The following is a 26,517-nucleotide window of genomic DNA, read 5'->3' as shown; positions in this document are numbered from 1 at the left end:
AGCCTGGTCAGACCTTCATCCTGCGCCGCCGGATGGGAGTGGGCGCGAGGGGGGCGGGCGGCAGGACGGGCGTCAGTGGCGGCTGCCAGCGGCCCTCCAGCACGCCGAGGATGCCGGCGATGCGCGCGGCATCCGGCCGGTCGAAGCCGGCTTCGGCGATCCTGCCATCTTCGACGACGAGGCGGCGGTCGGTGATCTGGGCGGTTGCGACCGCATCGACGCTGTTGACGAGGACGCAGGTGAAGCACCCGTCGCGCCAGGCTTCCCCGACCCGCGCCTGCGCGCGGAAGCCGCCGCACAAGGGCGCGTCCGGGAAATGCGCCGGCAGGTCGGGACGCAGCTCGCGCGAAGCCGAAAGCACGATCTGGAGCCCCTGGTCGGGATCGACCAACGCGACATGCAGCCGGCCGGCAAGGCCGACCCCGGGGATGAACGCCCATCCCTTGATCTCGAACCGGTCGCCCGCCTGGCTGTCCGGCGGGAGTTCACCGAACAGGTCGATATGGTGGCGCAGCGACCGATTGGTACGCCAGCTCGCGCGGCCGACCGGAACCCGCGGCAGCACCAGCCCGGGTTCCTCCCCGGTCTGCGCCGCGACCCGGTAGAACGCCCAGGTGACAGTCTCGTTGGATGGCCGGTGCTGGGACGCCTCGACGATGCGACCGGCCTTGACGGTGATCGACAGCCCGGTCAGGCCGAAGGCGGCGCGGTCGCCGAAACTGTTGACGAGCGCCACCAGGTAGCGGCCCTCGCACCATGCGCCGCGCAGCGCGATGCGGGCATTGAAGCCCGACCGCCGCGGCGCATCGGGGAAGCTCGCCTTGATGTCGTCCCGCGCCTCGCGCGTGGCCGGACAGAAGATCACCGCCCCGCCTTCCAGGCCGACCAGCGCGACATGCACCTGCCCGTCGAAACCCAGCTTCGGCACGAAGGTCCAGCCGCTCACGGCCAGTTCGTCGGCGGGCTGCCAGGGGTCGCGTTCAAGATGGTCGGGGGAGGCGCCGCAGACGCTGTCGAGATGCACCTCCGAGCCCTGCACATGGCTCCAGTCCTGGATCTGCGCCGGCAGCTCGAGCCGCACGCCGGAGCGGCGGCTCGGATCGAGGATGTGCCTGGGCGGCGCGAGGCTCTTCCAGCTCGCGTGCGGCAACAGGTGAAGCTGGCCCGCATCCAGGCCGAGGCCGACCTGGCTTAGCCGCCGCGCCGGCGTCACCGATCGATAGACCTCCAATACCCGGGCTGCATAGTCGTCGGCATCGGTCCAGAGATGCGGGCCGAGACCTGCGCGCATCCTGGCCAGGCGCCGCGGATCCGCCCGCAGCAGCTCGAGCAGATCCAGCACCGCGCTGGCGTCGCCGATGCGCACCTTGAAGCCGTTGACCCCGTGCTCGACCCGCTCGCCGAGGGCGCCGATGTCGCTGACGATGGGAACGAGGCCGGCCCGCCAGGTCTCCGAGAGCGAGATGCAATAGGTCTCGGGCCAGATCGACAGGTGCAGCGCGATGTCGGCCTGCGCCAGCAGTCCGGTATCCCCCGGTGCGTAGCGCCCGTGGCAGGTGACGTTGGGCCGGTCGAGCCGCGCCAGCAGATCGGCATAGAGCGGCTCCGCGGCGCCCAGCAGATGGAACCGGAACAGCGCCGGGTTGGCCTCCTCGATCAGGCTCACCACCAGGTCGGCACCTTTGGCGCGCAGGAAGTTGCCGGCGACCATGATGGTCAGTGTCCCGTCCCTGGCGGGCGTGCGCGCCGGGGGGGTGGCCTGAATCGTGCCGCCCGGGGCCGGGATGCCGAGGACCAGCCGTCGCCGGTCGGCGAGCCCGGGGTAGATCCGCAGCATCAGCGCCTCGGAGCTGGCGGTGCCGTACAGGAAAACGTCGATCGAGCGGATCACCTCGACCATGAAGGCGCGCCGCGTCTGTTGCGCCCCGGCGGGGATCGCCTCCGCGGTGCGCAGGCAGATGTCGCAGGCACTGATCGATTTGTTCCCGATGTCGCAGAATACCTGCTCATGGTTCAGCAGCATGTAGCGCGAGCAGACCAGGAAGAAGTCGTGCGCCGAAAACACCGTGCCGGCGCCGCACGCCTTCGCGATGATCGGCAACGATGCCGCGTGATGGCCGAGATGCTGGAAATGCACCAGGTCGATGCCGTACTGCCCGATGACGTTGGCGAACGCGATCTCCTCCGGGGCATCCGTCAGGCAGTCCAGCCAGCCGATCGCCGGCATGTCGAAGCGCTCGAGGATCTCGCCGCCCTCATCCAGCAGCTGGCACTCGCCGTCGCGTCGCAGCCAGAACAGTATCTCGGCCTCGCCATCGAGCATGGCGCAGACCGTCTGCTGGTAGACCTCGACGCCGCCCCACTCGTTGTTCCGGATGGTGGAATGCGTGCACATCAGCACACGCAGCCTGCGCGCCGGCAACGATGGCGGCGCCGCCCGACGCACCTCGAAATTGCCGCCGCTGACGGCGCGCAGCCTTGCCATCCGGTGCGTGTAGAGTTCGCAGTCGCTGGCCGAGCTCTGCGCGTCGGCCGCCTTGGCTGCGCGCAGCATCGGGTTTTCCAGGATGCGCCTGATCGCGCCGACGAGATCCTCGCCGTCGCGGACGAAATCGATACCGCGCAGGGCGTCGAAGCGGCCGGCCTGCAGGGCACCGCCGCAGTCCACCACCTGCGCGGTGCCGCTGCAGGCCAGCTCGAACAGGCGCGGCCCGGGCGCCGTCGCCTGGCCGGCGTCGCCGTGGCTGGCATAGTCGCGAAACATCGTCAGCGTCACCCGGCTCGCATTCGCGAAGTCGATGAAGGAGGAATGGCTGACCGGCCACTGGATCGCGAGACGCGCGAGGTCGGTCGGCAGCGGCGGCAGGAAGTCGTTGGTCGGGCAGACCAGCTTGAGCCTGGCATCGGGAAACGCGGTCAGGATGCGGCGCAGGCCGCGCACGCGATTGGGCCACATGGTGCCGGCAAAGAAGATGTCGTATTCGAGATCGGCGTCCGGCCTGATCTCCCGGTGATGGAATTTCAGGCTTCCCGCCAGCGGCAGGTAGTGCCCCTTGGCGCCGTACAGGGTGGCGCAGGCCGGATCGTTGCTCAGCACGACATCGAACAACCCGGCATGGCCCTGGTTGTATTCGAGCATGAACGGATCCTCGAACAGCCACAGCACCATGGTCGGGAAGGCGTGCCGGACACGCCTGAGCAGGCCTTCGTGCAGCCGTTGGCCATCCAGGCAGATCAGCACGTCGTGCAGCCCTTCGGCCGCCAGCGGCGCCAGCGTGCGATTGTCGGCGAGCACCACATTCTCGCCGCCGAACACCTGGCGCGCGGCGTCCATGATCGCGAGCGTGAGGTAGCTGTTCGGATTGTGGGTGAAGTTGGTGTTGTAGAGGACCGTCATGCGAGGCCGATGGCCTGCAGCGTGTCGATCACCTGACGTGCGCGATGGGCATAGAGATGATCCGAGAGCGCCCGTCGCTGCGCCAGTTCGGCGGTCATCAGCCGACGTTCCGGATCGTGCAGGAAGGTCTCCAGCAGGCGGCCGAACTCGGCCTGGTTGGAGAAGGCGGGGACCTCCCCGGCGGTGAAGCAGTGCCGGATCTCGTAGGTGTCCTCGTGGAAGAACTGCACCGCGCCCGCGAGTGCCGCCTCGAAGGTGCGTGGCCCCGGCGACGAGGGCGTGATCATGTGACGGCGGTTCTCGAAATGCAGGCTGCGGCCGAGATTGAGGACGACGCGCGCCTGCCGGTAGAGCCCGGCCAGTTGCGCATTGTCGATGCGCCGGTCGGAAAATCCGTGGCCGAGCCTGCCCCAGCCAGGTCCGATGAAGCAGAGCTTCAGGCCGGCCAGGCAATCCCGCAGGTCATCGACGATCTCGAGCCGGCTGGTGAAGGCGACGCCGCAGAACAGCACGTCGATCGGCTTTCCGGCATTGCCGTCGATCGGCGCGTAATGGCGCTTGTGGCAGCCGGCCAGCGGAAGATGGAATACGTGAGGGTGGGTGTAGAAGTTCGCGCCCCACCGGTCGCAGGAGAAGATCGCATCGAAGTCGTGCTCGATGCGATAGCTGGCATCCTGCTCGTACGGGTCTTCGGTGGCCCAGAACACGGTAGTCTTGCCGAGGCGGCGGGCCGCACGGCTGACCTCGCCGAAATAGGTGCTCTCCGGCAGGTAGGAACCAATGCCGATGACAAGGTCGGGCACGGTCGCCTCGATCACCGCCGCCGCGCCACTGATGTTGGCGCTGAGGACGTTGTCCTGGCCGAGGCATTCGATCCAGCCGTCGACGATGCATTGCCTGACCAGGACATTCGCATCGGACTCGAAGCGACCGCCGCTGCAGATCAGGGCCGTCAACGCTGCCGGCATGCAGGTGAACCTCCGCGGCGAAATCATTTCGCCAGCAGCACGCTTCTCCTACACGATCATGGTGTCACGTTCCAGGTGCGCTACGCGGGTGATTCCGCGCCGTGCCTGCAGCGTGGCGGGTCAGGAAGCCGGCCGGAAATGCTGCCGCCGTTTGGCGGTCGGCAGCATGTCCCGGTTTGGCGTCATTCCGCCTTCAGGTTGACCGCGGAAATGCGGCCCTTCTGACCGGATTCGAGGTCGAAGCTGACCTTCTGACCGTCGTTGAGGCTGCTCCAGCCGGCGCGCTCGACGGCGGAGATGTGCACGAACACGTCGCTCGAACCATCGCTCGGCTGGATGAAGCCGAAGCCCTTGGTCGCGTTGAACCACTTCACGGTGCCGCTTGGCATGATCCGTTCTCCATATATTCGGAGGCCGCCACGCTGGCAGCCCATATTGCTCGCAAACAGTAAGAGACGGTCGCTTTGGAAGACGAACTGCCCGGCTGGAAGAAGCACCGAGCCCGCATTATGGCCGCGCCGGGGCCCGCTGCCTAGAGTGGCCTCCGGGCGCTGCTGTCGATCAAGGCTGCTGCCGCAGGCCTGCTGCGCCGGGTCATGATGTGCGGAGTTCGCGGGACAGCGGTGGTGGAGCTGAGGGGAATCGAACCCCTGACCTCCTCATTGCGAACGAGGCGCTCTCCCAACTGAGCTACAGCCCCGCCGTGCCGGCGGCGGAAGGTAGCCAACGGCCTGATGAAGTCAAGCGCGATCACCGGGCCCAGGCCGCCGGACCGGACAACCAACGGCCGCATTGCCTTGCCCTGCCGGCCTCGCTAGCTTCCGGCCCTGTTCGGGAGGCGCAATTCCTTGCTCGTGACCAATCTGTTCGACCTGGTCATCCTGGTGATACGCCTGTTCAGCTGGGCGCTGATCCTGTCGTGCGTGTTCAGCATGCTGTTCGCTTTCGGCGTGCTCGATACCCGCAACCGTGCCGTGTGGACCATCGGTAACTTCCTGAACCGCGTCACCGAGCCGGTGCTGGCACCGGTCCGGCGGGTGATGCCCAATTTCGGCAATATCGACCTGTCGCCGCTCGTGGTGCTGCTGCTAATCCAGTACGTGGTGATCCCGTTGATCGTCACCCTCGAGTACCGCGTGCTGGCCGGCGGCGCCGGGCTCGCCGGCTGAGTGCCGGCGGCACCGTGCGGTTCTGCCCGCATGCGTGCTCTGGCATCGGGCTGCAGGGGCAGTACAGTCGGTCTACGTTCAAGGGCTCGTCGGCCGGGTGAGATCTAAGGCCGGATCGAAGCACGGGAGAGCACAGCGAATGCGCCATCGACCCGCGACCAGGACCAGCCTCCCCGGGAACGTCCCTGCCTGGAACGTCCCGGCCTGGAAGGTCTGGGCATGACTGCCCAGGACAAGGCGATCCAGCCGGCGGAGATCCAGGCCGGCCACACGCCGCTTGCCTTCGAAGGCAGCAACGGACCGCTTTCGCCCGGTATCGCGATCGTGGGCGCCGGTTTCAGCGGCACCCTGCTGGCTCTCCACCTGCTGCAGCGCGTGCCGCTGCAGACGCGCGTCGTGCTGATCGAGCGCAATGCGCAATTCGGCCGCGGACCGGCCTATTCCACCGGCAATTCCTCCCACGTGCTGAACGTGCCCGCCGGAAAGATGAGCGCCTTCCATTCCCGCCCGCTCGACTTCCTGCAATGGCTGCAGGCGTTGCCGGCCGATGAGCTCTCCGGCATCGACCCGACCGCCACCACCTTCGTGCCGCGCCGGATGTTCGGCCGCTACATTCGCCACTTGCTCAACCAGGAGGTGAAGGCACGCAATCACGGCGACCAGTTCGAGCTGATCCGCGGCGACGTCGTCGACATCGTGCCCAACGGCGGCGGCCTGAGCCTGACGCTGGACCGCAATCGCACGGTCGAGGTCGATCGCGCGGTGCTGGCGATCGGCAACTTCCCGCCGGCGCCGCCGCCGGTCGCCGACATGTCGTTCTATGACGGCCCAAGCTACCGGCCCGACCCCTGGGCCGCCGACACGCTGGACGCGCTCGATCCGGACCTGCCGGTCCTGCTGATCGGCACCGGCCTCACCACAATCGATACTGTGATCTCGCTGCTCGACCGGGGGCATCGCGGCCCGATCACCGCGCTGTCCCGGCGCGGGCTGCTGCCGCATCGCCACGGCTCGAGCCCGCCGCCGCCGGACATGCCGGAATCCGACAGCTTCCCGACCCGGGTCAACGACCTCGCCCGTGTCCTGCGCGAGGGCAGCCGGCGCTGCCGTGAACTCGGCGGCGACTGGCACACGGTGATCGACGAGTTGCGTCCGATCACTACCGAGCTGTGGCAGGCGATGTGCGTGAAGGACCGCGCCCGCTTCCTGCGCCACATGCGGCCCTGGTGGGACGTGCATCGCCATCGCGTGGCTGGACCGGTCGCCGACCGCATCGATGCGGCGCGCGGCAGCGGGCAGCTGCAGATACGCGCCGGCCGCATCCGCGAGTACCGGTCGCGGCCGGACGGCCTCACCGACATCGTGTATCGCCCGCGCTTCGGGGCCGGGCTCGAGAATGGCGGCCTCGACTGCGTGACCGCGGGCCGGGTGGTGAACTGCGCGGGACCGGATGCGGACTACAGCCGGATCCGCGATCCGCTGGTGCGCTCGCTGCTCGGCAACGGCCTAGTCCGGCCGGATCCGCTCTGCCTGGGCCTCGACGTGACCGCCAACTGCGCCACGCTCGGCCGAGACGGCTCGATCTCTCGCCGGCTGTTCGCGGTCGGGCCGGTGACCAAGGGCACTTTCTGGGAGATGACGGCGGTCCCGGACATCCGCCAGCAGGCGGAGTTCCTGGCCGGGCAGCTGGCCTCGCTGACCAAGCCGGTGCGCGTAGCCGCCGCTTCCGGGGGGCAGGCAAGCTAGCTTCTGGTGCGGCCGGCCAAATCCGACCGCACTGCACAAAAGCTTGAGTTTCGGCCCGGTAGCCGTTAGACACGGCGGCGGTGCACCGCGCGCACCGCTACGATCCCTTCAAGGGTGTGCCTGGCGCGGACGGCATGCCGGCTTAGGGAAGACCACGAACGACTGCACAGACCATCTGAGCCTGTCGCCCGGCATCTTGCCTGCGTTCGTGCTCGTCCAGCCGGTGGACCCGCTGTCCGCCTGATTTCCCTCCCTGTCTCGACACTGGCCCGACCGCGCTGCGGCGGATGCCTGACCGAGCCTGGCGCCAGGAGGCGCCTCGTATGACAAGTTTTGCCGACCTCAAGCTCTCCGAGCCCTTGCTGCGTGCCCTGAACGAAGAGGGCTACACCACGCCGACGCCGATCCAGGCCGGCGCCATTCCCTACCTCATGCAGGGCCGCGACCTGCTCGGGCTCGCCCAGACCGGCACCGGCAAGACCGCCGCCTTCGCGCTGCCGATCCTGCACCGGCTCTCGACCCACCGGCATCCGGCGCCCGCGCGCGGCTGCCGCGTCCTGGTGCTGGCGCCGACCCGTGAGCTTGCCTCGCAGATCGACGCGAGCTTCGTGACCTATGGCCGCCACATGCGCCTGTCGCACACCGTGGTGTTCGGCGGCGTCGGCCAGGGTCGCCAGGTCGATGCCATGCGCCGTGGCGTGGACGTGCTGGTCGCCGCACCCGGCCGTCTGCTCGACCTCATCGGCCAGGGCCATATCGACCTCTCGACGGTGGAAGTCCTCGTCCTCGACGAGGCCGACCGCATGCTCGACATGGGCTTCGTGCGCGACATCCGCCGCGTGGTGTCGATGCTGCCCAAGGAGCGCCAGACGCTGCTGTTCTCGGCCACCATGCCGCGTACCATTGCGGAACTTGCCGATGGCCTGCTGCGCGACCCGGCCAAGGTCGAGGTCACCCCGCCCTCCACCACGGTGGAGAAGATCCGGCAGGCGGTGATGTTCGTCGACGACGCCAACAAGAAGGCGGCGACGCTGATGCTGCTGCAGTCGCCGAAGGTGGCGCGTGCCATCGTGTTCACGCTGATGAAGCACGAAGCCAACAAGGTCGCCGAGTTCCTGGTGAAGTCCGGCGTATCCGCCGAGGCGATCCACGGCAACAAGTCGCAGGGTGCGCGCGAGCGGGCGATGGCCGGCTTCCGCTCCGGCGCCGTGAAGGTGCTGGTGGCGACCGACATCGCGGCCCGCGGCATAGACGTCGACGACGTCAGCCATGTCTTCAACTACGACCTGCCGAACGTGCCGGAGAGCTACGTCCACCGCATCGGCCGTACCGCGCGCGCCGGCCGCGAAGGCTGGGCGATCTCGCTGTGCGACGCCGAGCAGCGCGCCTGGCTGCGTGACATCGAGCGCGAGATAGGCCAGCCGATCCCGGTGTTCGCGGATCATCCGCATCATTCGGAGGCGGCGAAGAACTCGACCATGCGGCCCCCGGTGCTGGGCGGTGGCGGCGGTCGTGGACAGCGCAGCGGCGGCGGCGGCGGCCAGAACCGCAGCAGCAGCAACCGCGGACGCCCTGGCGCCCGACGGGCAGCCTGACCTAAACTCTTTGTGCGCCGCAACAAACCCGTTGACTCCCGGGGCGGCGACAACCACTATTACGGATGTGGCGCTGCTCTTGCGCGCCACATCTTGGACGTTTCCTCCCTAAACTTGGGCGGCGCCTCGTGCGCCGCCTTTTTTTTGTCTCAGTGGCCTGCTGACGATCGGGGGCCCTGGGCGGCCAGGGGTGGCGCAAGCGGCGTCAGCACCGGCCGGACCGAGAGGCCCAGGGGGACCTGCGGCTTTGTCGCCCCGTTCGGTCCGGCGTCGGAATACCAGTCGGGCACCGTCGCCCGGCGATCGTTGCGGATGGCCTGGACCTGCGACACCCGCAGCTGCCGGTAGAGGCTGCGGAAGGTCGCATACGGATCCAGCGCGCCGGCCTTGACCTGCTCGATGTCCTTCAGGTGCGCGGCCGTCTGGTCCAGTGCGCCGAGGCCCGCCTGCGACCAGCCGAACGAGTTGGAGCCGTCGAAGGACAGCCACGTGAACGGGTTGTAGGCGGCATCCATGCCTCGTCCGACACCATCGCGCAGGCCGGACGGCCCGAACACCGGGAGATAGAGGTATGGACCCGCCGGGACACCCCAGAGCGCCAGTGTGGTGCCGCCGTCGGCGTTGTGATCCGGGTAGCCAGCCGGCTTGGCGAGGTCGAGCACGCCGCCGATGCCGAACGTCGTGTTGATGGCAAAGCGCATGAAGGTATCGCCGGCGCGCCTCGGCTTGGCCTCCAGCACGTCGTCCACGAACTGCACCGGCATGCCGATATTGTTCAGCACGTTATGGATGCCGGTCCGCACCGGTCGCGGCACCAGCGCCTGGTACTGCCGCGCCACCGGGGTCAGGGCATAGGTCAGGATGCCGTCGTTGACCGCGTAGAAGAAGCGGTTGGTCGGCTCCAGCGGATCGTTGGTCGCCTTGAAGTCGGCGACGGCATCCGGATCGCTGGCCGGCGGAGGCGTCGCGCAGCCGGCGAATAGGCCGAGCACAGGCAGGAGGATGAGCATCGCCGGGCAGGCTGGCCCCCGGCGGATCGATCTGGGTTGCATCCGGTGTCCGATGTCGTTCTTGCCCCGCAAGGGAGCAGGGCATCGATACTTGCAGAAGGCCAGGCGCGCCAGTGGCTGGTTTCTGCAACTTTACCGCGTGTTGCCGGTTGCAGGCTGGTTTCGCCGCCGATCCCCCTTGCCCTCATGGGTCTGCCCCTCCACGCCTGACTGGATTGCTCAGTGACCCCTTACTCCTCACCGTCGGACCAGCCGTATCCCGGCAGCGGAAGCGCGGTGCATGGCGCAAGGCCACCGGACGGGGATGCCGCGCGAGGCTTCGCTGCCCTGGTGCAGCAGTCTGCCGACTTCATCGCGATGGCCGCCGCCGACGGAACCGTCGACTACCTCAACGAAGCCGGCCGTCGCCTGATCGGACTGGCCGACACCGACGCCCTGTATAGTCGCCCCCTCGCCTCGCTTGTCCTGCTCGCCGATGATCCGGCGCTGGACGGACGCTTCGAACGGGAGGTGCTCGCCGGCGTCCTGGGCGGGACCCCCTGGCGTGGCGATCTCGGCCTGCGCCGGCATGATGCCGAGGGATGTGTCACCGGAGCCACCATACTGGCGTCCTGCACGGTGTTCCCGTTGCGCGACCGGCAGGGACGGGTCAGTGGCTTCGGCCTGGTGGCGCGCGACGTCGCACAGGCGCGGCAGGCAGCGCTGCGGACGCAGGCCCGGGTCGAGCTCGGTGACCGCCTGCGCGAACTCGACGATCCTGCCGAGATGGCACGCACGGCGGCCGAGATCATGGGCCGCACTCTGGGTGTCAGCCGGGCCGGCTACGGCACCATCGATGCGGTTCGCGAGACGATCACCATCGAGCGCGACTGGACGCTGCCGGGGATCTCCAGCCTTGCCGGCACGCTGCGCTTTCGCGAATTCGGCTCATACATCGAGGACCTCAAGCGCGGCGAAACGGTGGTGTTCGCCGATGCCGAGACCGATCCCCGCACCGCCGCCGCCGCCCTGGAGAGGATCGAGGCGCGGTCGCTGGTCAACCTGCCGATCGTCGAGCAGGGTCACTTCGTGGCGTTGTTCTACCTGAACAACAAGCAGGCCCGGGCCTGGAGCGAGAGCGAGCTCGACTTCGTCCGCGAGATGGCCGGCCGCGCCCGCGAGGCGATCGAGCGCAGACGCGCCCAACACCAGCTGCACCGCCTTGCCGACGACCTGCAGCGGCTGGTGGCGCAGCGCACCGCCGAGCGCGACCGCATGTGGAGGCTGTCGTCGGATGTCATGCTGGTGGTTACCCTCGAGGGTGCCATCGAGAGCGTGAACCCGGCCTGGCACAGCGTGCTGGACTGGAACGAGACCGACCTGCTCGGCCATAACTGCGCCGAGCTCATCCATCCCGACGACCTGCCGAGCACGCAGGCCGAACTGGGACGGCTTTCGACCGGGCGGGTGACCCAGCATTTCGAGAACCGCTACCGGCATCGCGACGGCAGCTATCGCTGGCTGGCCTGGACCGCGGTGCCGGAGGGTGGCCGGGTGCATGCCGTCGGCCGCGACGTGACCGAGGAGAAGGCTTCGGCGGAAGCGCGGCAACTGCTCGAGGCGCAGCTGCGGCAGGCGCAGAAGATGGAGGCGGTCGGCCAGCTGAGTGGCGGCATCGCCCATGACTTCAACAACCTGCTGACCGGGATCACCGGCAGCCTGGAACTCCTTGGTACCCGGTTGAGCCAGGGCCGGCTGCAGGGGGTGGAGCGATACATCACCGCCGCCACCGGGGCAGCAGGGCGGGCAGCTTCGCTGACACATCGGCTGCTGGCCTTCTCGCGCCGGCAGACCCTCGATCCGCGTCCGACCAACCTCAACCGGCTGATCGGCGGCATGGAGGAACTGGTCCGCCGCACGGTGGGGCCGACGATCACCGTCGAGGTGGTGCAGGCCGGCGGACTGTGGATCACGCTGTGCGACCCGAACCAGCTCGAGAACGCGCTGCTCAACCTGTGCATCAACGGCCGCGACGCCATGCCCGCGGGCGGCCGGCTGACCATCGAGACGGCGAACAGCTGGCTCGACGAGCGCGCGGCGCGGGAACGCGACCTGCCGCCCGGCCAGTATGTGTCGCTGTCCGTGAGCGATACCGGCGTCGGCATGGAGCCGGAGACCGCATCGCGCGCCTTCGACCCGTTCTTCACCACCAAGCCGCTGGGCCAGGGCACCGGCCTCGGCCTGTCGATGATCTACGGCTTCGTGCGCCAGTCGGGCGGCCAGGTGAGGATCTATTCGGAGATCGGGCAGGGCACCACCATGGCGCTCTACCTGCCCAGGCATCATGCCGATGGAGCCGAGGAGTCCGCCGAGGTGGCGGCGAGCCCAATACCACCGGCCGAGAGCGGCGAGGCGGTGCTCGTGGTGGACGACGAACCGACGGTGCGCATGCTGGTCGCCGATGTGCTGGAGGAGCTCGGCTACCGGGCCATCGAGGCGCAGGATGGCGCTTCCGGCCTGCAGGTGCTGCAATCGGGCACCAGGGTCGATCTGCTGGTGACCGACGTAGGCCTGCCAGGAGGCATGAATGGACGCCAGTTGGCCGACGCGGCGCGTCGCGAACGCCCGGACCTGAAGGTGCTGTTCATCACCGGCTATGCCGAGAACGCGGTGATCGGCACCGGGCTGCTGGCGCCGGGCATGGAGCTGCTCACCAAGCCTTTCGCGATGAGCACGTTGGGAAGACGCATACGCAACATGATCGAACCTTGAGCAGCACGGCGCCAGGCAAGGTAGTGTCTGCCCCCACCCCGCCCGGCATCACGCCGCGCCTGACCGCCGTCCTCGCGGTCGCCTGCGGCGCCATCATATCCAACATCTATTATGCGCAGCCGCTGGTGGCTCCGATCAGCCGGTCGTTGCACATGCCGGTACGCCTGTCCGGCCTGGTGGTGACGCTGTCGCAGCTCGGCTTCGGCGCCGGTCTGCTGCTGGTGGTGCCGCTCGCCGACCTGCTGGAAAATCGTCGCCTGGTCATCGTGATGCTGGCGGTAACCTGCCTCGGCCTCGCCGGGGTGGCGCTGTCCGGCTCGACCGACACCTTCCTGCTGGCGGCGTTCGTGGTCGGGCTCGGCTCGATCGCCGCCCAGGTGCTGGTCCCGCTGGCGGCGCATCTCGCGCCGGATGACCAGCGCGGCCGCGTCATCGGCAACGTCATGGGCGGACTGATCGGCGGCATCATGCTGGCGCGGCCGCTCGCCAGCCTGCTGGCGGCCAGCTTCGGCTGGCGGACGGTTTTCGAGGTCTCCTGCGTGGGCATGATGGTGCTGGCGGTGGTGCTGCGGCGCGTGCTGCCGGTCCGCGACCCGGGCCTGGATCACCAGGACCATCGACCGCGGTACGGCCAGCTGCTGGCGTCGATGCTGCGCATGCTGCGGCTGCGGACGCTGCAGCGGCGGATCGCCTACCAGATGCTGGCCTTTGCCGCCTTCAACCTGTTCTGGACCGCGATCCCGCTGATGCTGGCCGAGCGCTTCGGCCTCACCCAGCGCGGTATCGCCCTGTTCGCCCTGGCCGGTGCGGGTGGCACCCTGGCGGCGCCGCTGGCCGGCCGGCTCGCCGATCGCGGCCTCACCCGCCAGCTCACGCTCATGGTCCCGGTCATGATGGCAGCCTGCTTCCTCACCACACGCTGGGCCGCCGGAGCCGGCAGCCTGCTGGTGCTGGTCGCGGCCTCCGTGATCCTCGATGGCTGCGTGCAGATCAACCAGGTGACGAGCCAGCGGGTGATCTACGCGCTGCAACCGCAGGCGCGCGGGCGCATCAACGGGATCTACATGGCGATGATGTTCGTGGGCGGCGCCTGCGGCTCGTCGCTCGGGACGGTCACCGAGGCCGATGGCGGCTGGGCGCTGACCGCTCTCGCCGGCGCCGGTCTCGGGCTGCTGGCGTTTGCCCTGGTGCTGACGGAGCGAGCCTCGGTTCCCCGCCGGCCGTAGCCGTCCTACCATCGGCATATCAATCCTGGAGACGACCACGATGGATCTGGAACACGCGCGGAAACTGATCGATCGCGCCCTGGAAGGCGTGACCCGCTTCGGCAAGCCGATCTGCATCGCGGTCTGTGACGAGCGCGGCCTGCTGCTGGGCTTCGTGCGCATGGACGGTGCGCCTGTCCGCAGCGTCGAGATCGCGCAGAACAAGGCCTACAGCGCCGCCCGGCTCGGCGTGACCACGGCCGCCTTCCATGAGCGGATGCTGCGCGAGAACATGCCGGCGAGCTATTTCGGCGATCCGCGCCTCACCGGCATGCCCGGTGGAAGCGTGGTGCTGTCCGCCGATGGCCGCGTCGTGGGCGGCGTCGGCATCAGTGGCCTGGCGCCCTCGCAGGACCAGGAAATTGCCGACCTGATGGTGCAGTAGACTTCTGCCGGGCAGGTGCGTGGTCTGAGTGACCACGCCAGCCGGTCGGACAATCCGTCAGAACTCGTCGACGAACTGCTCCAGCAGGGCCGCGAAGCGTGCCGGGTTCTCGACATGCAGCCAGTGACCGGCCTCCTCGATCATCTCCAGCCGATGTCGCGGGAACAGCCGATGCATGGTGGCGTGGTGCTCGGCGCGAATGTAGGGAGAGCGTCCGCCGGCGAGGAACAGGGTCGGGCCATCATAGGCGTGACCCTCCGGAATATACGGCCAGCCCTCGATGTTGATCATCGAGGCGACCAGCTCCTGCAGGCCGATCTGCCAGCCCGGGTTCTCCCCGAAGCGGATGTTCTGCAGCATGAGCTGGCGTATGTCGGCGTTCGGCACTGCCTCCGTCAGCAGCGCGTCTGCGGCGCTGCGGCTGAGCGTTGGCGGAAACTCGATGCGCAGCATGTCGCGCCCAAGCCTCGAACTGCCATGTCCGGTGATCGCCGGCGGGATGTCGGCGACCAGCAGGCTGTGCACCAGCTCCGGCCGGGTAAGCGCCAGCGTCATCGCCGCCTTGCCGCCCATCGAATGCCCGACCAGCGTCGCCGGCAGCGCGTCATGCCCGGCCAATGTCTCCACCAGGTCGAACGCCATCGCCATGTAGTCCATCTGGCCGTGCGGACTGTCGCCATGGTTGCGCAGGTCGATGGCGAGCGTGCGCCGGTCCGCTGCCAACCGACGCTGGAAATGCCCCAGGTTGCGGGCCCGGCCGAACAGCCCGTGCAGCAGAACGATCGGCGGGCGCCCGGGCGCCACCTCCGCACGATCCGGGCCGCGCTCCACCACGTTCAGCCGCAATTGCACTCACCTTCATTACAGGGTGAGCATGATCTTGCCCGAGTGCGATCCGCTCTCCATCAGCGTATGGGCTCGGGCCGCATCCGTGAAGGGCAGCACGGCGTGGATCAACGGCCGGATCGCGCCACCCGAAAGCAGCGGCCAGACCTGCTCGCGAAGCGCGTCCGCCACCTCGCCCTTGAAGGCGGCCGAGCGCGGTCGAAGCGTCGATCCGGTGAGCGTCAGCCGACGGCGCATCAGCTGCGACAGCTTCAGTCCGTCCACCTTGTCGCCACCCAGCACGGCGATGGTCACCAGCCTGCCATCATCGGCGAGGCTGTCGAGATTGCGCTGGAAATAGCTGGCCCCGATCATGTCCAGGATGACATCGACGCCGCGTCCCCCGGTCAGCGCCTTGATGCGCTCGGCGAAATCCTGCTGCCGGTAGTTGATCGCCTCGGCGGCGCCCAGCGAGCGGCACAGCGCGCACTTCTCGTCGGTGCCGGCGGTGGCGTAGATGGTGGCGCCCCTGGCGTGCGCGAGTTGGATCGCGGTGGTACCGATCCCGCTGCTGCCGCCATGCACCAGCGCCGACTGGCCGGCCTGCAGATTGCCGATCCGGAACAGGTTGATCCAGACGGTGAAGTAGTTCTCGGGCAGTGCCGCCGCCTGCACCGCGTCGAAGCCGTCCGGCCAGGGCAGGCACTGGCGCACCGGCGCCACGCAATATTCCGCATAGCCGCCGCCGTTCACCAGCGCGCAGACCTTGTCGCCGACGGCAGGCCCGGCGGAGGCGCCCTCCAGGGCCTGCCCGACCGCCACCACCTCGCCGGCGACCTCCAGGCCCAGGATCGGGCTTGCATCGGCCGGCGGTGGATACAGGCCGCGCCGCTGCATCAGGTCGGGAGCGTTCAGGCCGAGCGCCTGCACCCGGATCAGCACCTCGCCAGGCCGTGGCCGCGGCACCGGCCCGTGCTCGACCTGCAGGACCTCGGGGCCGCCGTCGCCGCTACGGCCGATGAAGCGCATGGCCTGCGGTATCGCGTCGAGGTTGTCCTGGGTCATGTCATGCTGCTTCCGGTTCGGCGGTGGATCATGGCGGAGCAACCGCCCGCGCCCCGGACGGTTCTCGCATGGCAGACATCAGGTGATAGGCCCATGCTCCTCGTTCCCTGCACCGTCCCGGTCACTCGCTTGAAGCGTGGTCCCATGACCGCCTACTTGCGCTGCGCCAGCGACACGCCGCCGCCGCCGCCGTTTCCAGACGAGGATGACGACGATCCGGACGCGCCGGCGCCGGTGGGCGATCCGCCGGCCCCGATCCCGGTTCCGCCGCCGCTGGAACCTCCGCCGGTGTATGTTGGGCGCGCCTGACCCGATCTTGAGAGCCGCCCCCGGCAAGGGTGGGACCTGAGCGCCACACACCGGCAGTTTCGCGCTCCAATCGGGTTCGCTGGCACGGAGTTTGTTGATCCGGCGCGGCGCGGGCCCCACAAGCAGGGCGCTCGCCCGCAAATCGGGTCGAGCGCAGGCGCGGTCCGATGATGTGTGGCAGTTGCAGAGGGCGCGAGTAGATGCCTGGCATGTTCGCCACGGCGATGCGTCGCGTCTCGGGGCCGGGGCGCAAGGCCAGGCCGAAGCTCTCACGTGCGACCAAGGTGGTTCCGCGCGGTGCCGTCTGGCTGCGCGACCATGCCGTTCCGGTGCAGCGTTGGGTGGTGCACGCGCCGCACACGCTGCGCGCCCTGGTGCGTGCCGACGAGATCTGGCTTGTGGTGCTGGCCGCCTGCATCGGCATCGTCGCCGGCGTTTTCGTGGTTGCCATGAACGACGCCACCCTGCTGGCGCACCGGGTGCTGTTCCGGCTGGATAATGACGGCCGCCTGTCGGGACTGTCTTCCGTGGACCCGCAGCGCGCCCTGCTGGTGCCCACCATCGGCGGCCTGTTGCTCGGCCTCAGCGGCCTGCTGATATCCCGCTACGTGTCCGGCCGCCCGGTCGACCCGATCGAGGCCAATGCGCTGCATGGCGGCCGCATGTCGTTGCGCGACAGCGCCATCGTGGTCGGCCAGACGCTGCTCTCCAACGGCGCCGGCGCCTCGATCGGGCTGGAGGCCGGCTACACCCAGATCGGCTCGGCGTTCGCGTCCTGGATCGGCCGCTCGTTCCGTGTGCGTCGGGCCGACCTGCGGGTGCTGGTCGGGTGCGGCGCCGCGGGGGCGATCGGGGCGGCGTTCGACGCACCGCTGGCCGGCGCCTTCTACGCCTTCGAGCTGGTGATCGGCACCTATTCGCTGGCCAACCTCGCGCCTGTCACGCTGGCCTCGATCTGCGCCATCGTGGTGACGCACGCGCTCGACGGCACCGCCCCCTCGCTCGACCTCGCCCTGCCGGCGACGCTGGAATGGCGCGACTACCTGCCGATCGTGGCACTCGGCGTGATCAGCGCCCTGGTCGGCATCGCCATCATGCGGATGGTCACCCTGACCGAGACGATCTTCCGGCGCTCGCGGGTGCCCGGCTGGAGCCGGCCGGCGATCGGTGGCCTGATCGTGGGCGCGCTGGCGCTGGTGACGCCGGCGGTGCTGTCCTCCGGCCACGCCGCGTTGCGTCTCGGGTTGAACGGCGCTTTCGGCATCCGGCAGGCGGCGCTGCTGCTGCTGCTCAAGGCCTGCGCGTCGGCAATCTCGATCGGCTCGGGGTTCCGCGGCGGCCTGTTCTTCGCGTCGCTGTTCCTCGGCGTGCTGACCGGCACCCTGTGCGGCGACCTGCTCGGCATGCTGACCACGACCTCGCTGCCGCCGGTCACCTGCGCGCTGATCTGCATGAGCGCGCTGGCGGTCGCCATCATCGGCGGCCCGCTGACGATGGTGTTCCTGGCGCTGGAATCCACCGGCAGCCTGCCGCTGACGGTCGCGGTGCTGGTGGCCTCGGTCGTCTCGGCGCTGACCGTGCGCCGCACCTTCGGCTACTCGTTCGCCACCTGGCGCTTCCACCTGCGCGGCGAAAGCATACGAAGTGCCCTCGATGTCGGCTGGATCCGCAACCTCACCGTCGGGCGGATCATGCGTCGCGAGATCCGTACGCTGCGCTCGACCACCTCGCTCGCCTCGATGCGCCGCGACTTTCCGCTCGGCTCCGAGCATCGCGTCGTGGTGGTCGACGAGGGTGGCCGCTATGCCGGTATCGTGCAGGTGCCGGAGCTGCATGCCGCCGACCACGACGCCTCCTGGCTCGGCGAGCTGCTGCATTACGAGGAGACCATGCTGCTGCCGCAGATGAACGTGAAGGAGGCCATCGCCCTGTTCGAACGGGCGGAGAGCGATGCGCTGGTGGTGGTGGACAATCCCGACAGCCGCGTCGTGATCGGCCTGCTGACCGAGCAGCACGCGTTGCGCCGGTACAGCGAGGAACTTGATCGCAGCCGGCGCGAATTGTCTGGCGAGAGCTGAGTCGGAGCCGGTCTTGGATACAATAAGTGGCTGCTCGCGCCGGCGCTTCCTGGCCTGCGCGACGGTCGGCGCGGCCGGATTGCTGGCGGCCGGGAACGCCCGTGCCAGCCGGACCCTGGTCGAGCCCGAGCGCGTGACCCTTGCAGGGGACGGCGGCGTGCTGGTGCATGCGCCGTGCGGCGACGTGCGCGGGCGCCTGGCGAACGGTGTGGCACGCTACCTCGGGATCCCATACGGCCACGTGCCGGGCCGCTTCCTGCCGCCGGTGCCGCCGCCACGCTGGAGCAAGGCATTCGAGGCGGACCGGTTCGGCCCGATGGCGGTGCAGCGCGTCGGCCATACCCAGGATGTCGCCAGCGAGCAGTGCCTGAGCCTGGACATCTTCGTGCCGCCTGATGCGGTTGGAGCGCCGGTCATGGTCTGGATCCATGGCGGCTCCAATGTCAGCGGCGCGGCAAGCGAGCCGATCTATGACGGCGCCCGCTTCGCACGCTCCGGTGTCATCTGCGTCACCCTGGACTACCGGATGGGCGTGCTCGGCTTCCTCGAGCTCGGCGACCAGCTTGGCAGCCGCTATGCCGGCAGCGGCAACAACGCGATCCGCGACCAGATGCTGGCGCTGCGCTGGATCCGTCGCAATATCGCAGCGTTCGGCGGCGACCCCGGCCGCGTCACGCTCGCCGGCGAGTCGGCCGGCGCCAAGGATGTCGCAGCCCTGGTCGCGGCACCCGCTGCTCGCGGCCTGTTCTCGCGGGTGATCCTGGAAAGCGGCGGCGGCCGTACCGTACTGTCGATGACGGCGGCGCGCGAGATCACCCTCGAATACCTGCGCCTGCTGTCGCTGCCGCCGCTGAAGACCGCGGCGCTGCTGCACCTCGATCTCGACCGGCTGATAGAGGCGCAGCACGAGCTGATGCTGGATCCGCCGCATAATTTCCCCCTGCGCCCGATCGTGGACGGCGTGCTGCTGCCGGCGATGCCGGAGGACGCCATACGCGGCGGCTGCATGAAGTCGTGGCCGTTGCTGCTCGGCACCAACCGCGACGAGAGCCGCCTGTTTCTCGGGCCAGGTGCTGCGACGCAGCCGCTGCAGGCACGCAACCTGGGCAACCTGCAGCCGGACAGCTTCGAGCGCATCCTGCAGCACTACGATGCCTCGATCACGGTCCCCGACCCCGCCGAGCTGCGCTGGCGGGCGCTGACCGCCGAGGAATACTGGATCCCGTCGGTGCGGGTGGCGGAAGCCCAGTGCCATGCCGGTGGCACGGTCTGGATGTATCGCTTCGACCGTGCCGCGCAGGACGGCGTGTTCGCCGGTCGCGCAGCGCATGCCAGCGAACTGGCCTATGTCTGGGACAACCCGGGGGACACCAATCTCGAGCCGCTGGATGCGGGTTTCGATGCGGGGCTGGCGGAGAGGATGCATGCGGCCTGGGTGGCGTTCATCGCCGGCGGCGCGCCGGCGGCTCCGGGACTGCCGGAGTGGCCACGCTACGAGGTCCCGCAGCGGGCAACGATGATCCTGGATGTCGACAGCAGGGTGCAGGACGATCCGAATGCGCTGGAGCGCCGGCTATGGGCGGGAGTGCTTGGCGCGACCTGACAACAGCGTCCAGGGCGATCGCAGCCGGCTGTGGCGCGGCAAGCGTGCGAAGATGACGACGTTGCCGAGCAGCACAAGGGCAAGGCCGAGGATCGCTCCCGGCGTCCAGCGATAGGTCTCGAACAGGCTGGAGACCAGCAGCGCGACCACCGGGGAGAGCACCGTCGCATAGGCGGCGCGGTCGGCACCGATGCGCAGCGCCAGCGACAGGTAGGCCAGGAATCCCACCACCGAGCCGATCACGGCGAGATAGGCGAGGCTGCCGAGCCAGGGCAGCGTCGGCACGATAGCGAAGCGGTCATGCTCGAACAGCATCACCAGGGCCAGTGCCGCCGCTCCCCAGCCCATCCCGCGCAGCACCGCATTCGGCAGATCCGTGCCGGTGACCGCGATGCGGGCCGACACCAGGTTGCCGAGCGAGAAAAACATGGTGCCGCCGAGCGCCAGCGCCACGCCGATCAACATCCCTGAGCGGTGCGGACCGGCATCGACACCGAACAGCAGCGCCACGCCGACGACGCCGAGCAGCGCGCCGGTCAGCACGCGGATGGTCGGACGCTGGCCAAGCAGCCACCACCGGTTGAAGGCGGTGAGCACGGTGGCCATGCTGAACACCACCGAGGCCACGCCACTCGGGAGCCACGTCTCGCTCCGGTAGATCAGCAGGAAGTTGGTCGAGAACAGGGTGAGGCCGAGCAGCGCCATCCAGCCATGCAGCCGCCACGGCACCGCGCGCAACCGGCCGCTGGCGGCGAGCGCCAGGGAGAGCAGGGCGGTCGCCAGCACGAAGCGCCAGAACACCTCCACCTCGATCGGCAGCGCGCCGAGCTGCAGGCGGATCGCATACCAGGTCAGGCCCCAGGCAAGGACGACGACCAGGAACAGGATCGGGCTCGAAACGCGCATGACTGGCCTCCGCGACGGCAGGACGGCGGGCCCGCAATCTGTGGCACCCGCAGGGTCCGGTATGTCATGTGCGTGCGCCGTCCTGTCATCCGCGTGCGGTTCATCGGTGCGGTGCACCGTGGCGCCTTGCCGTGCGCGCCGTTTGTATCCTCTGATGCGGAGCCAGGCAGTGGACGACATGGTCGGGAAGGGTGCGCGCGACATGACCGACCTCAGCGGGCACACCGTTTTCGACAGCCTGGCGCGCACCAGCGCCAGGCTCGAGCGGTCGGTCCGGCTGGCGTCGGGGCTGTCCGCCGCCATGTGGTCGCGCGACGAGATCGGCAGCACGCGGTATGCCGAGCCGAGCCATCACACGCTCAGCCTGTACCTGTCGGGGGGCGAGGGCTTCCGGTTGCGCGGTCCGCGCGCGGTGCAGCCAAGCCTTGGAGCCGGAAGCGTCTGCGTCATGCCGAAGGGCATCACCACCGACTGGGACGTCCGCGGCGCGGTGAGCCTGTTCCATCTCTATGTCTCGCCGGAGGCTTTCGACCGCGCGGTGATCGAGACGCTCGATCGTGATCCGGCGCGGCTGGAATTGCGGCCGCTGGTGTATCTGCGCGAGCCGCTGATCGAGGGCATGATCCGCGCCGGCGTGCTGGGACTGGGATGGGACGAGCCCGGCGAGCGGGTGGCGCTGTCCTACGCGATGCAGGCGCTGCTGGCGGCGCAACTGGTGCGGGTCAGCGCCACCGATCGGCCGCACGATGCCGCCCCGCCGGCGCCGCATCGCGGTGGCCTGTCGAGAATGGCGCTGAAGCGCGTGCAGGAATCGGTGGAGGCACGGCTGGCCGAGGCGCTGACGATCGAGACACTGGCCGCGGAAGCCGGGCTGAGCCCGTTCCACTTCGCGCGCGCCTTCCGGACCAGCACCGGCGAGAGCCCGCACCGGTACGTGCTCATGCGCCGCATCGAAGCAGCCCGCTCGATGATCGATGCCGGCGAGGCGCTGTCGCAGGTTGCGCTGCGCTGCGGCTTCGTCGGCCAGAGCCACTTCACGGCGCGCTTCCGCGAACTGGTCGGCGTCACCCCGGGACGCTATCGCCAGTCGAGAGGTGCCTGAGGGACCGGCTCAGCTCATCTCGATCGGCTTCGAGCGCGAGCGCCCGACCGTCTCCCGCTGGGCGCGGCGGCACACCACCGGGGCCAGGCCGCGCAGGATCAGTCCGGCATCGGCCACCGCCTGCCGGCCGATATCGTGCAGCGCCTCCACCAGCGCACCGGCGCGGTGCGCCGACAGCAGCAGGTTGGGCGTACTGCGCGCCGGGTCGTCCGCCGCCAGCGGCTCGCTCGGGAACACGTCGGTGGCCACCCGCAACCGACCGATCCGCGCCTGTCGCAGCATCTCCGGGAAATCGACCACCGCCGCCCGGCTGAGCAGCAGGAACGAGGAGCCCGGCTGCATGGTCTCGAACTGTGGGCGAGCGATGAAGCCGGCATTCTCGCTGCTGACACCGGCGAACACGAACACGGTGCGCGATTGCGCCAGCACCTCGTCGAGCGAGGTTGGCTCGACGCCCTGGGCGCGCAGGAAATAGTCCGGCAGCCAGGGATCGAATGCACGCACCCGGCAGCCGAACGGCGCCAGCAGGCGGTGCAGCGCGCGGCCGAGGTCGCCATAGCCGACCAGCCCGACGGCACTCCCGGAGAACATGAAGCAGCCCGTGTTGCCGGCGAGGCCCCAGGCTTCGTCGCCAGCCCGCATCGCCCGGTCGGCACCGGTGATGCCGCGCGCGAGGTCGATCGCCATGGCGAGCGCCATCTCGGCGACCACCGGCGCAAAGGCGCTGCCCGGCGTCAGCACGTGGATGCCGCGCGAAAAGCAGGTCTCGTAGTCGATGTTGGCCAGGAAGTTGGTCTCGACGTTGATCACGCCGCGCAGGTTGGGCGCCCGGGCCAGCCGCTCCGCCGGCAGGTCGGTCTGGCCGAGCAGCAGGCTGGCGCGCGGCAGGTGCTGCTCGACCAGCGCCGCCGGCATCGGCCCGCCGGCGTGTTCGACGATCTCGCCGAGACCGTCGAGCGCGCGGCGGGTCTCGTCGTCGAAGATATCCGTGCTCGCCCGCGGGTGCGGGTCGAGCAGGATCAGCGGCCGGGTCGTCACACCGAGTAGTACATCTCGAACTCGACCGGGTGCGGGGTGTGCTCGAAGCGATAGACCTCGGCCCACTTGATCTCGCAGTACGCCTCGATCTGGTCCTTGGTGAACACGCCGCCCTGCAACAGGAACTCGTGGTCGGCCTCGACCGCGCGCAGAGCTTCCCGCAGCGAACCGCACACCGTCGGGATGCTCTTCAGCTCCTCGGGGGGCAGGTCGTACAGGTCCTTGTCCATCGCCTCGCCGGGATGGATCTTGTTGCGTATGCCGTCCAGGCCGGCCATCAGCATCGCCGCGAAGGCGAGGTACGGGTTGGCGGTCGGGTCCGGGAAGCGCACCTCGACACGCTTGGCCTTCGGGCTGGTCGCATACGGGATGCGGCAGGACGCCGAGCGGTTGCGTGCCGAATAGGCCAGCAGCACCGGCGCCTCGAACCCGGGGATCAGGCGCTTGTAGGAATTGGTGGAGGGGTTGGTGAAGGCGTTCAGCGCCTTGGCGTGCTTGATGATGCCGCCGATGTAATACAGCGCGGTGTCCGACAGGTCGGCATAGCCGTTGCCGGCGAACACCGGCTTGCCGTCCTTCCAGATCGACTGGTGCACGTGCATGCCGGAGCCGTTGTCGCCATGGATCGGCTTCGGCATGAAGGTCGCGGTCTTGCCGTACGAGTGCGCGACGTTGTGGATGCAGTACTTATAGATCTGCATCTGGTCGGCCATCTTGGTCATCGAGCCGAACTTGGTGCCGAGCTCGTGCTGGCTCTGCGCCACCTCGTGATGGTGCTTCTCGATCACCAGGCCCATCTCGCCCATGGTGGAAAGCATCTCGGCGCGCAGGTCGTTCTCGCTATCGACCGGCGGCACCGGGAAATAGCCGCCCTTGACGCTCGGGCGGTGTCCCATGTTGCCTTCGGGATAGTCCTTCAACGATGCGCCGGGCCCTTCGATGCTGTCGAGCTGGTAGGTGCCGTAGTTCGGACCGGTGCCGTACTTCACGCTGTCGAAGATGAAGAATTCGGCTTCCGGGCCGAAGAAGGCGGTATCGCCGATTCCGGTGGATTTCAGGTACTGCTCGGCAAGCTTGCAGGTGCCGCGCGGATCCCGGTTGTAGAGCTGCCCGGTGGATGGCTCGACGATGTCGCAGAACAGGATCATCTGCGGCTTGGCCGCGAACGGGTCCATCACCGCGGTCTCGGCGTCCGGCATCAGGATCATGTCACTCTCGTTGATCGCCTTCCAGCCGGCGATCGAGGAGCCGTCGAACATGATGCCGTCGCGGAACACCTCTTCCTCGATGGTCGAGACGTGCTGGGTGGTGTGGTGCCACTTGCCGCGCGGATCGGTGAAGCGCAGGTCGACATACTCGACCGAATGCTCCTGCAGCATCTCCATGACGCGGCCGACGCCGTCGGGGGTGGGAGCGCTGGGGGGCGGCACCGGAGCGGAGGCCGACGATTTCTTCGCCATACGGATCTACCTGTTGTTGCAACCGCGCGCACGGTTGTCTGGATGGAATTGGGAAATCAAGCGGGGGTGACGGGCCGGCACCGTCTTCTAGACGGCATCCTCGCCACGCTCGCCGGTGCGTATGCGGATCACCTCGTCGAGGGTGCTGACAAAGATCTTGCCGTCGCCGATCCGCCCGGTGCGGGCCGCGTCTACGATGGCCTCGACGGCGCGCTCGACTACCCGGTCCTCGCAGACCACCTCGATCTTCACCTTGGGCAGGAAGTCGACGACATATTCCGCTCCGCGGTAGAGCTCGGTGTGGCCCTTCTGGCGTCCGAACCCCTTCGCCTCGGTCACGGTGATGCCCTGCAGACCGATTTCGTGCAGCGCCTCCTTCACCTCGTCGAGCTTGAAGGGCTTGATGATGGCCTCGATCTTTTTCATGCGGCGCCGGGGTTCGGCATCCTCCCTTGGATCTCCCTGCGCGCGCGTTCGCGCAACGAGACTGATTTTGCCGGCCGGGGCCGGATTGACGGGTCGGCACGAAGCATTGCAGGCATGTCCCGGCCGGGCCGCAAGGTCGCACAAGGTGGCGTGCACGGCAATTGCACCCCATATTCGCGCGCATCTCTCAGACGCCTTCCCGGCCCCAGCAACTTACGAGATCCGCCTGCCGATGAAGCCCGCCAACTCCATGTTGTCCGCGCTGCCAACCACCATCTTCACGGTGATGTCGGCGCTCGCGGTCCAGCACGACGCGATCAATCTTGGCCAGGGCTTCCCCGATACCGAGGGTCCCGAGGACATCGTTCGCGCCGCCGCCGACGCCCTGCTCGATCACCGCAACCAGTATCCGCCGCTGACCGGACTGCCGGAGCTGCGCGCGGCGGTGGCCGAGAGCAACCGGCGCTTCTATGGGCTCACGATCGATCCGGCGTCCGAGGTGGTGGTGACCTCCGGCGCCACCGAGGCGCTGGCCGCGTCGCTCGCCGCCCTGGTCGATCCCGGCGACGAGGTGGTGCTGATCGAGCCGCTCTACGACACCTATCTGCCCACCATCCGGCTGCTCGGCGGGATCCCCCGCCTGGTGCGGCTGCACGAGCCGGACTGGACGCTCGATCGTGCCGAGCTGGCCGCCGCGTTCGGGCCGCGCACCAAGGCGATCCTCCTCAACACGCCGATGAACCCGACCGGCAAGGTGTTCTCGCGGGAGGAGCTGGGCTTCATCGCCGACCTGCTGGTCCAGCACGACGCCTATGCCGTGTGCGACGAGGTGTACGAGCATCTGGTGTTCGCGCCGGAGCGCCATGTGCCGCTGATGACGCTGCCGGGGATGCGCGAGCGCTGCCTGCGCATCGGCAGCGCCGGCAAGAGCTTCTCGCTGACCGGCTGGAAGGTCGGCTACGTGACCGCGCCGGCGCCGCTCGCCGCCATCGTCGCCAAGGCGCACCAGAACCTGACCTTCACCACGCCGCCGAACCTGCAGCGCGCGGTGGCGCTCGGACTGTCGCGCGACGAGGCCTATTTCGAGGAGCTGTCTTCGAGCCTGGCGGCCAGGCGTGACCGGCTCAGCGCCGGGCTGCGGCGGATCGGCTTCGCGGTGCTGCCGTGCTCCGGCAGCTACTTCGTGATCGCCGATTTCCGGCCGCTTGGATTCGAGGGGGATGCGACCGCGTTCTGCCGCCACATCACCGAGCACGCACGGGTCGCGGCGATCCCGGTGCCCGCCTTCTATGATGGCGGCAACGGGCCGCAGCACTTGGTGCGCTTCGCCTTTTGCAAGCGCGAGGAAGTGCTGGACGAGGCGATCCACCGGCTGGCGGCACTGTTCGGCGGCGATTGACTGACTCGGACGGTTCCCCT

Annotated in this window: 21 protein-coding genes and 1 tRNA gene; 11 read left to right on the top strand and 11 right to left on the bottom strand. The window is 68.8% G+C overall.

Annotated elements, in window-relative coordinates:
* Positions 1–7: 7 nt before the first annotated feature.
* The 4 genes from FE263_RS16585 to FE263_RS16570 form a co-directional block, all read right to left on the bottom strand.
* Positions 8–3,397 carry a glycosyltransferase family protein gene (locus FE263_RS16585; protein WP_138327141.1) on the bottom strand — a complete coding sequence of 1,130 codons (3,390 nt, stop codon included), beginning with the start codon at positions 3,395–3,397 and terminating at the stop codon, positions 8–10.
* The gene (locus tag FE263_RS16580; RefSeq protein WP_138327140.1) at positions 3,394–4,365 is read right to left on the bottom strand and encodes a CgeB family protein; all 972 of its coding nucleotides are present in this window, start codon (positions 4,363–4,365) and stop codon (positions 3,394–3,396) included. The genes FE263_RS16585 and FE263_RS16580 overlap by 4 nt, the downstream gene beginning before the upstream one ends.
* A gap of 182 nt (positions 4,366–4,547) precedes the next feature.
* A complete protein-coding gene (locus tag FE263_RS16575) occupies positions 4,548–4,754 on the bottom strand; it encodes a cold-shock protein (protein ID WP_138327139.1) in 207 nt (68 codons plus the stop codon).
* 235 nt (positions 4,755–4,989) lie between these two features.
* Positions 4,990–5,065 (bottom strand) — tRNA-Ala (locus FE263_RS16570).
* Positions 5,066–5,219: 154 nt separating this feature from the next.
* Between FE263_RS16570 and FE263_RS16565 the strand changes: the two genes are divergently transcribed.
* From FE263_RS16565 to FE263_RS16555, 3 genes are all read left to right on the top strand, one after another.
* A complete protein-coding gene (locus FE263_RS16565; protein WP_338086739.1) occupies positions 5,220–5,534 on the top strand; it encodes a YggT family protein in 315 nt (104 codons plus the stop codon).
* A gap of 219 nt (positions 5,535–5,753) precedes the next feature.
* Positions 5,754–7,280 (top strand): FAD/NAD(P)-binding protein, encoded by a 1,527-nt coding sequence (locus FE263_RS16560; protein ID WP_138327137.1) that lies wholly within the window; start codon positions 5,754–5,756, stop codon positions 7,278–7,280.
* A gap of 323 nt (positions 7,281–7,603) precedes the next feature.
* Positions 7,604–8,875, top strand: a complete 1,272-nt coding sequence (locus FE263_RS16555; RefSeq protein WP_138327136.1) for a DEAD/DEAH box helicase — start codon at positions 7,604–7,606, stop codon at positions 8,873–8,875.
* 149 nt (positions 8,876–9,024) lie between these two features.
* Here the strand turns inward: FE263_RS16555 and FE263_RS16550 are convergent, their stop codons facing one another.
* Positions 9,025–9,885: an MlaA family lipoprotein gene (locus FE263_RS16550; RefSeq protein ID WP_171034152.1), complete on the bottom strand. Its 861-nt coding sequence runs from the start codon at positions 9,883–9,885 to the stop codon at positions 9,025–9,027.
* A gap of 222 nt (positions 9,886–10,107) precedes the next feature.
* Between FE263_RS16550 and FE263_RS16545 the strand changes: the two genes are divergently transcribed.
* Genes FE263_RS16545 through FE263_RS16535 form a run of 3 tightly spaced genes read left to right on the top strand, consistent with a single transcriptional unit; the run spans position 10,108 to position 14,286 of the window.
* Complete coding sequence (locus tag FE263_RS16545) at positions 10,108–12,636, top strand: GAF domain-containing hybrid sensor histidine kinase/response regulator (RefSeq protein WP_205880416.1); 2,529 nt, start codon at positions 10,108–10,110, stop codon at positions 12,634–12,636.
* A 23-nt stretch (positions 12,637–12,659) separates the two neighbouring features.
* Entirely contained in the window at positions 12,660–13,862 is a 1,203-nt protein-coding gene (locus tag FE263_RS16540; RefSeq protein WP_240759800.1) for an MFS transporter, read from the top strand.
* Positions 13,863–13,902: 40 nt separating this feature from the next.
* Entirely contained in the window at positions 13,903–14,286 is a 384-nt protein-coding gene (locus FE263_RS16535; protein ID WP_138327133.1) for a GlcG/HbpS family heme-binding protein, read from the top strand.
* Between the two features lie 57 nt (positions 14,287–14,343).
* On the opposite strand, the gene FE263_RS16530 is transcribed toward FE263_RS16535, so the two are convergent.
* Both FE263_RS16530 and FE263_RS16525 read right to left on the bottom strand, forming a co-directional pair.
* The gene (locus tag FE263_RS16530) at positions 14,344–15,132 is read right to left on the bottom strand and encodes an alpha/beta fold hydrolase (RefSeq protein WP_138327240.1); all 789 of its coding nucleotides are present in this window, start codon (positions 15,130–15,132) and stop codon (positions 14,344–14,346) included.
* A 15-nt stretch (positions 15,133–15,147) separates the two neighbouring features.
* A complete protein-coding gene (locus FE263_RS16525; protein WP_240759797.1) occupies positions 15,148–16,176 on the bottom strand; it encodes an NAD(P)H-quinone oxidoreductase in 1,029 nt (342 codons plus the stop codon).
* A 144-nt stretch (positions 16,177–16,320) separates the two neighbouring features.
* On the opposite strand from FE263_RS16525, the gene FE263_RS22170 reads away from it, so the two are divergent.
* The 3 genes from FE263_RS22170 (at position 16,321) to FE263_RS16515 (ending at position 20,166) form a co-directional block, all read left to right on the top strand.
* Positions 16,321–16,485: a hypothetical protein gene (locus tag FE263_RS22170; protein ID WP_171034151.1), complete on the top strand. Its 165-nt coding sequence runs from the start codon at positions 16,321–16,323 to the stop codon at positions 16,483–16,485.
* A 200-nt stretch (positions 16,486–16,685) separates the two neighbouring features.
* Positions 16,686–18,563: a chloride channel protein gene (locus FE263_RS16520; protein ID WP_240759796.1), complete on the top strand. Its 1,878-nt coding sequence runs from the start codon at positions 16,686–16,688 to the stop codon at positions 18,561–18,563.
* Positions 18,564–18,576: 13 nt separating this feature from the next.
* Complete coding sequence (locus FE263_RS16515) at positions 18,577–20,166, top strand: carboxylesterase/lipase family protein (RefSeq protein WP_171034150.1); 1,590 nt, start codon at positions 18,577–18,579, stop codon at positions 20,164–20,166.
* Here FE263_RS16515 and FE263_RS16510 read toward each other — a convergent pair.
* Positions 20,137–21,072, bottom strand: a complete 936-nt coding sequence (locus FE263_RS16510) for a DMT family transporter (protein ID WP_138327131.1) — start codon at positions 21,070–21,072, stop codon at positions 20,137–20,139. The two genes, FE263_RS16515 and FE263_RS16510, sit on opposite strands and share 30 nt — an antisense overlap.
* Before the next feature lie 178 nt (positions 21,073–21,250).
* Between FE263_RS16510 and FE263_RS16505 the strand changes: the two genes are divergently transcribed.
* A complete protein-coding gene (locus FE263_RS16505) occupies positions 21,251–22,174 on the top strand; it encodes an AraC family transcriptional regulator (protein ID WP_240759832.1) in 924 nt (307 codons plus the stop codon).
* 9 nt (positions 22,175–22,183) lie between these two features.
* On the opposite strand, the gene FE263_RS16500 is transcribed toward FE263_RS16505, so the two are convergent.
* The 3 genes from FE263_RS16500 to FE263_RS16490 all read right to left on the bottom strand — a co-directional run bounded on the left by FE263_RS16500 (position 22,184) and on the right by FE263_RS16490 (position 25,098).
* Positions 22,184–23,212, bottom strand: coding sequence for a hydroxyacid dehydrogenase (locus FE263_RS16500; RefSeq protein WP_138327130.1), 1,029 nt, complete (start codon positions 23,210–23,212; stop codon positions 22,184–22,186).
* Complete coding sequence (glnA, locus tag FE263_RS16495) at positions 23,209–24,672, bottom strand: type I glutamate--ammonia ligase (RefSeq protein WP_138327129.1); 1,464 nt, start codon at positions 24,670–24,672, stop codon at positions 23,209–23,211. The genes FE263_RS16500 and glnA overlap by 4 nt, the downstream gene beginning before the upstream one ends.
* An 87-nt stretch (positions 24,673–24,759) precedes the next feature.
* Entirely contained in the window at positions 24,760–25,098 is a 339-nt protein-coding gene (locus FE263_RS16490) for a P-II family nitrogen regulator (protein ID WP_138327128.1), read from the bottom strand.
* Positions 25,099–25,330: 232 nt separating this feature from the next.
* Between FE263_RS16490 and FE263_RS16485 the strand changes: the two genes are divergently transcribed.
* On the top strand, positions 25,331–26,497 hold the full coding sequence (locus tag FE263_RS16485) for an aminotransferase (RefSeq protein WP_138327127.1): 1,167 nt from the start codon (positions 25,331–25,333) through the stop codon (positions 26,495–26,497).
* Positions 26,498–26,517 lie beyond the last annotated feature (20 nt).

Origin of the sequence: Lichenicoccus roseus (assembly GCF_005844085.1) — a bacterium.
GTDB lineage: Bacteria > Pseudomonadota > Alphaproteobacteria > Acetobacterales > Acetobacteraceae > Lichenicoccus > Lichenicoccus roseus.
This window is presented reverse-complemented; position numbering and strand designations above follow the sequence as displayed.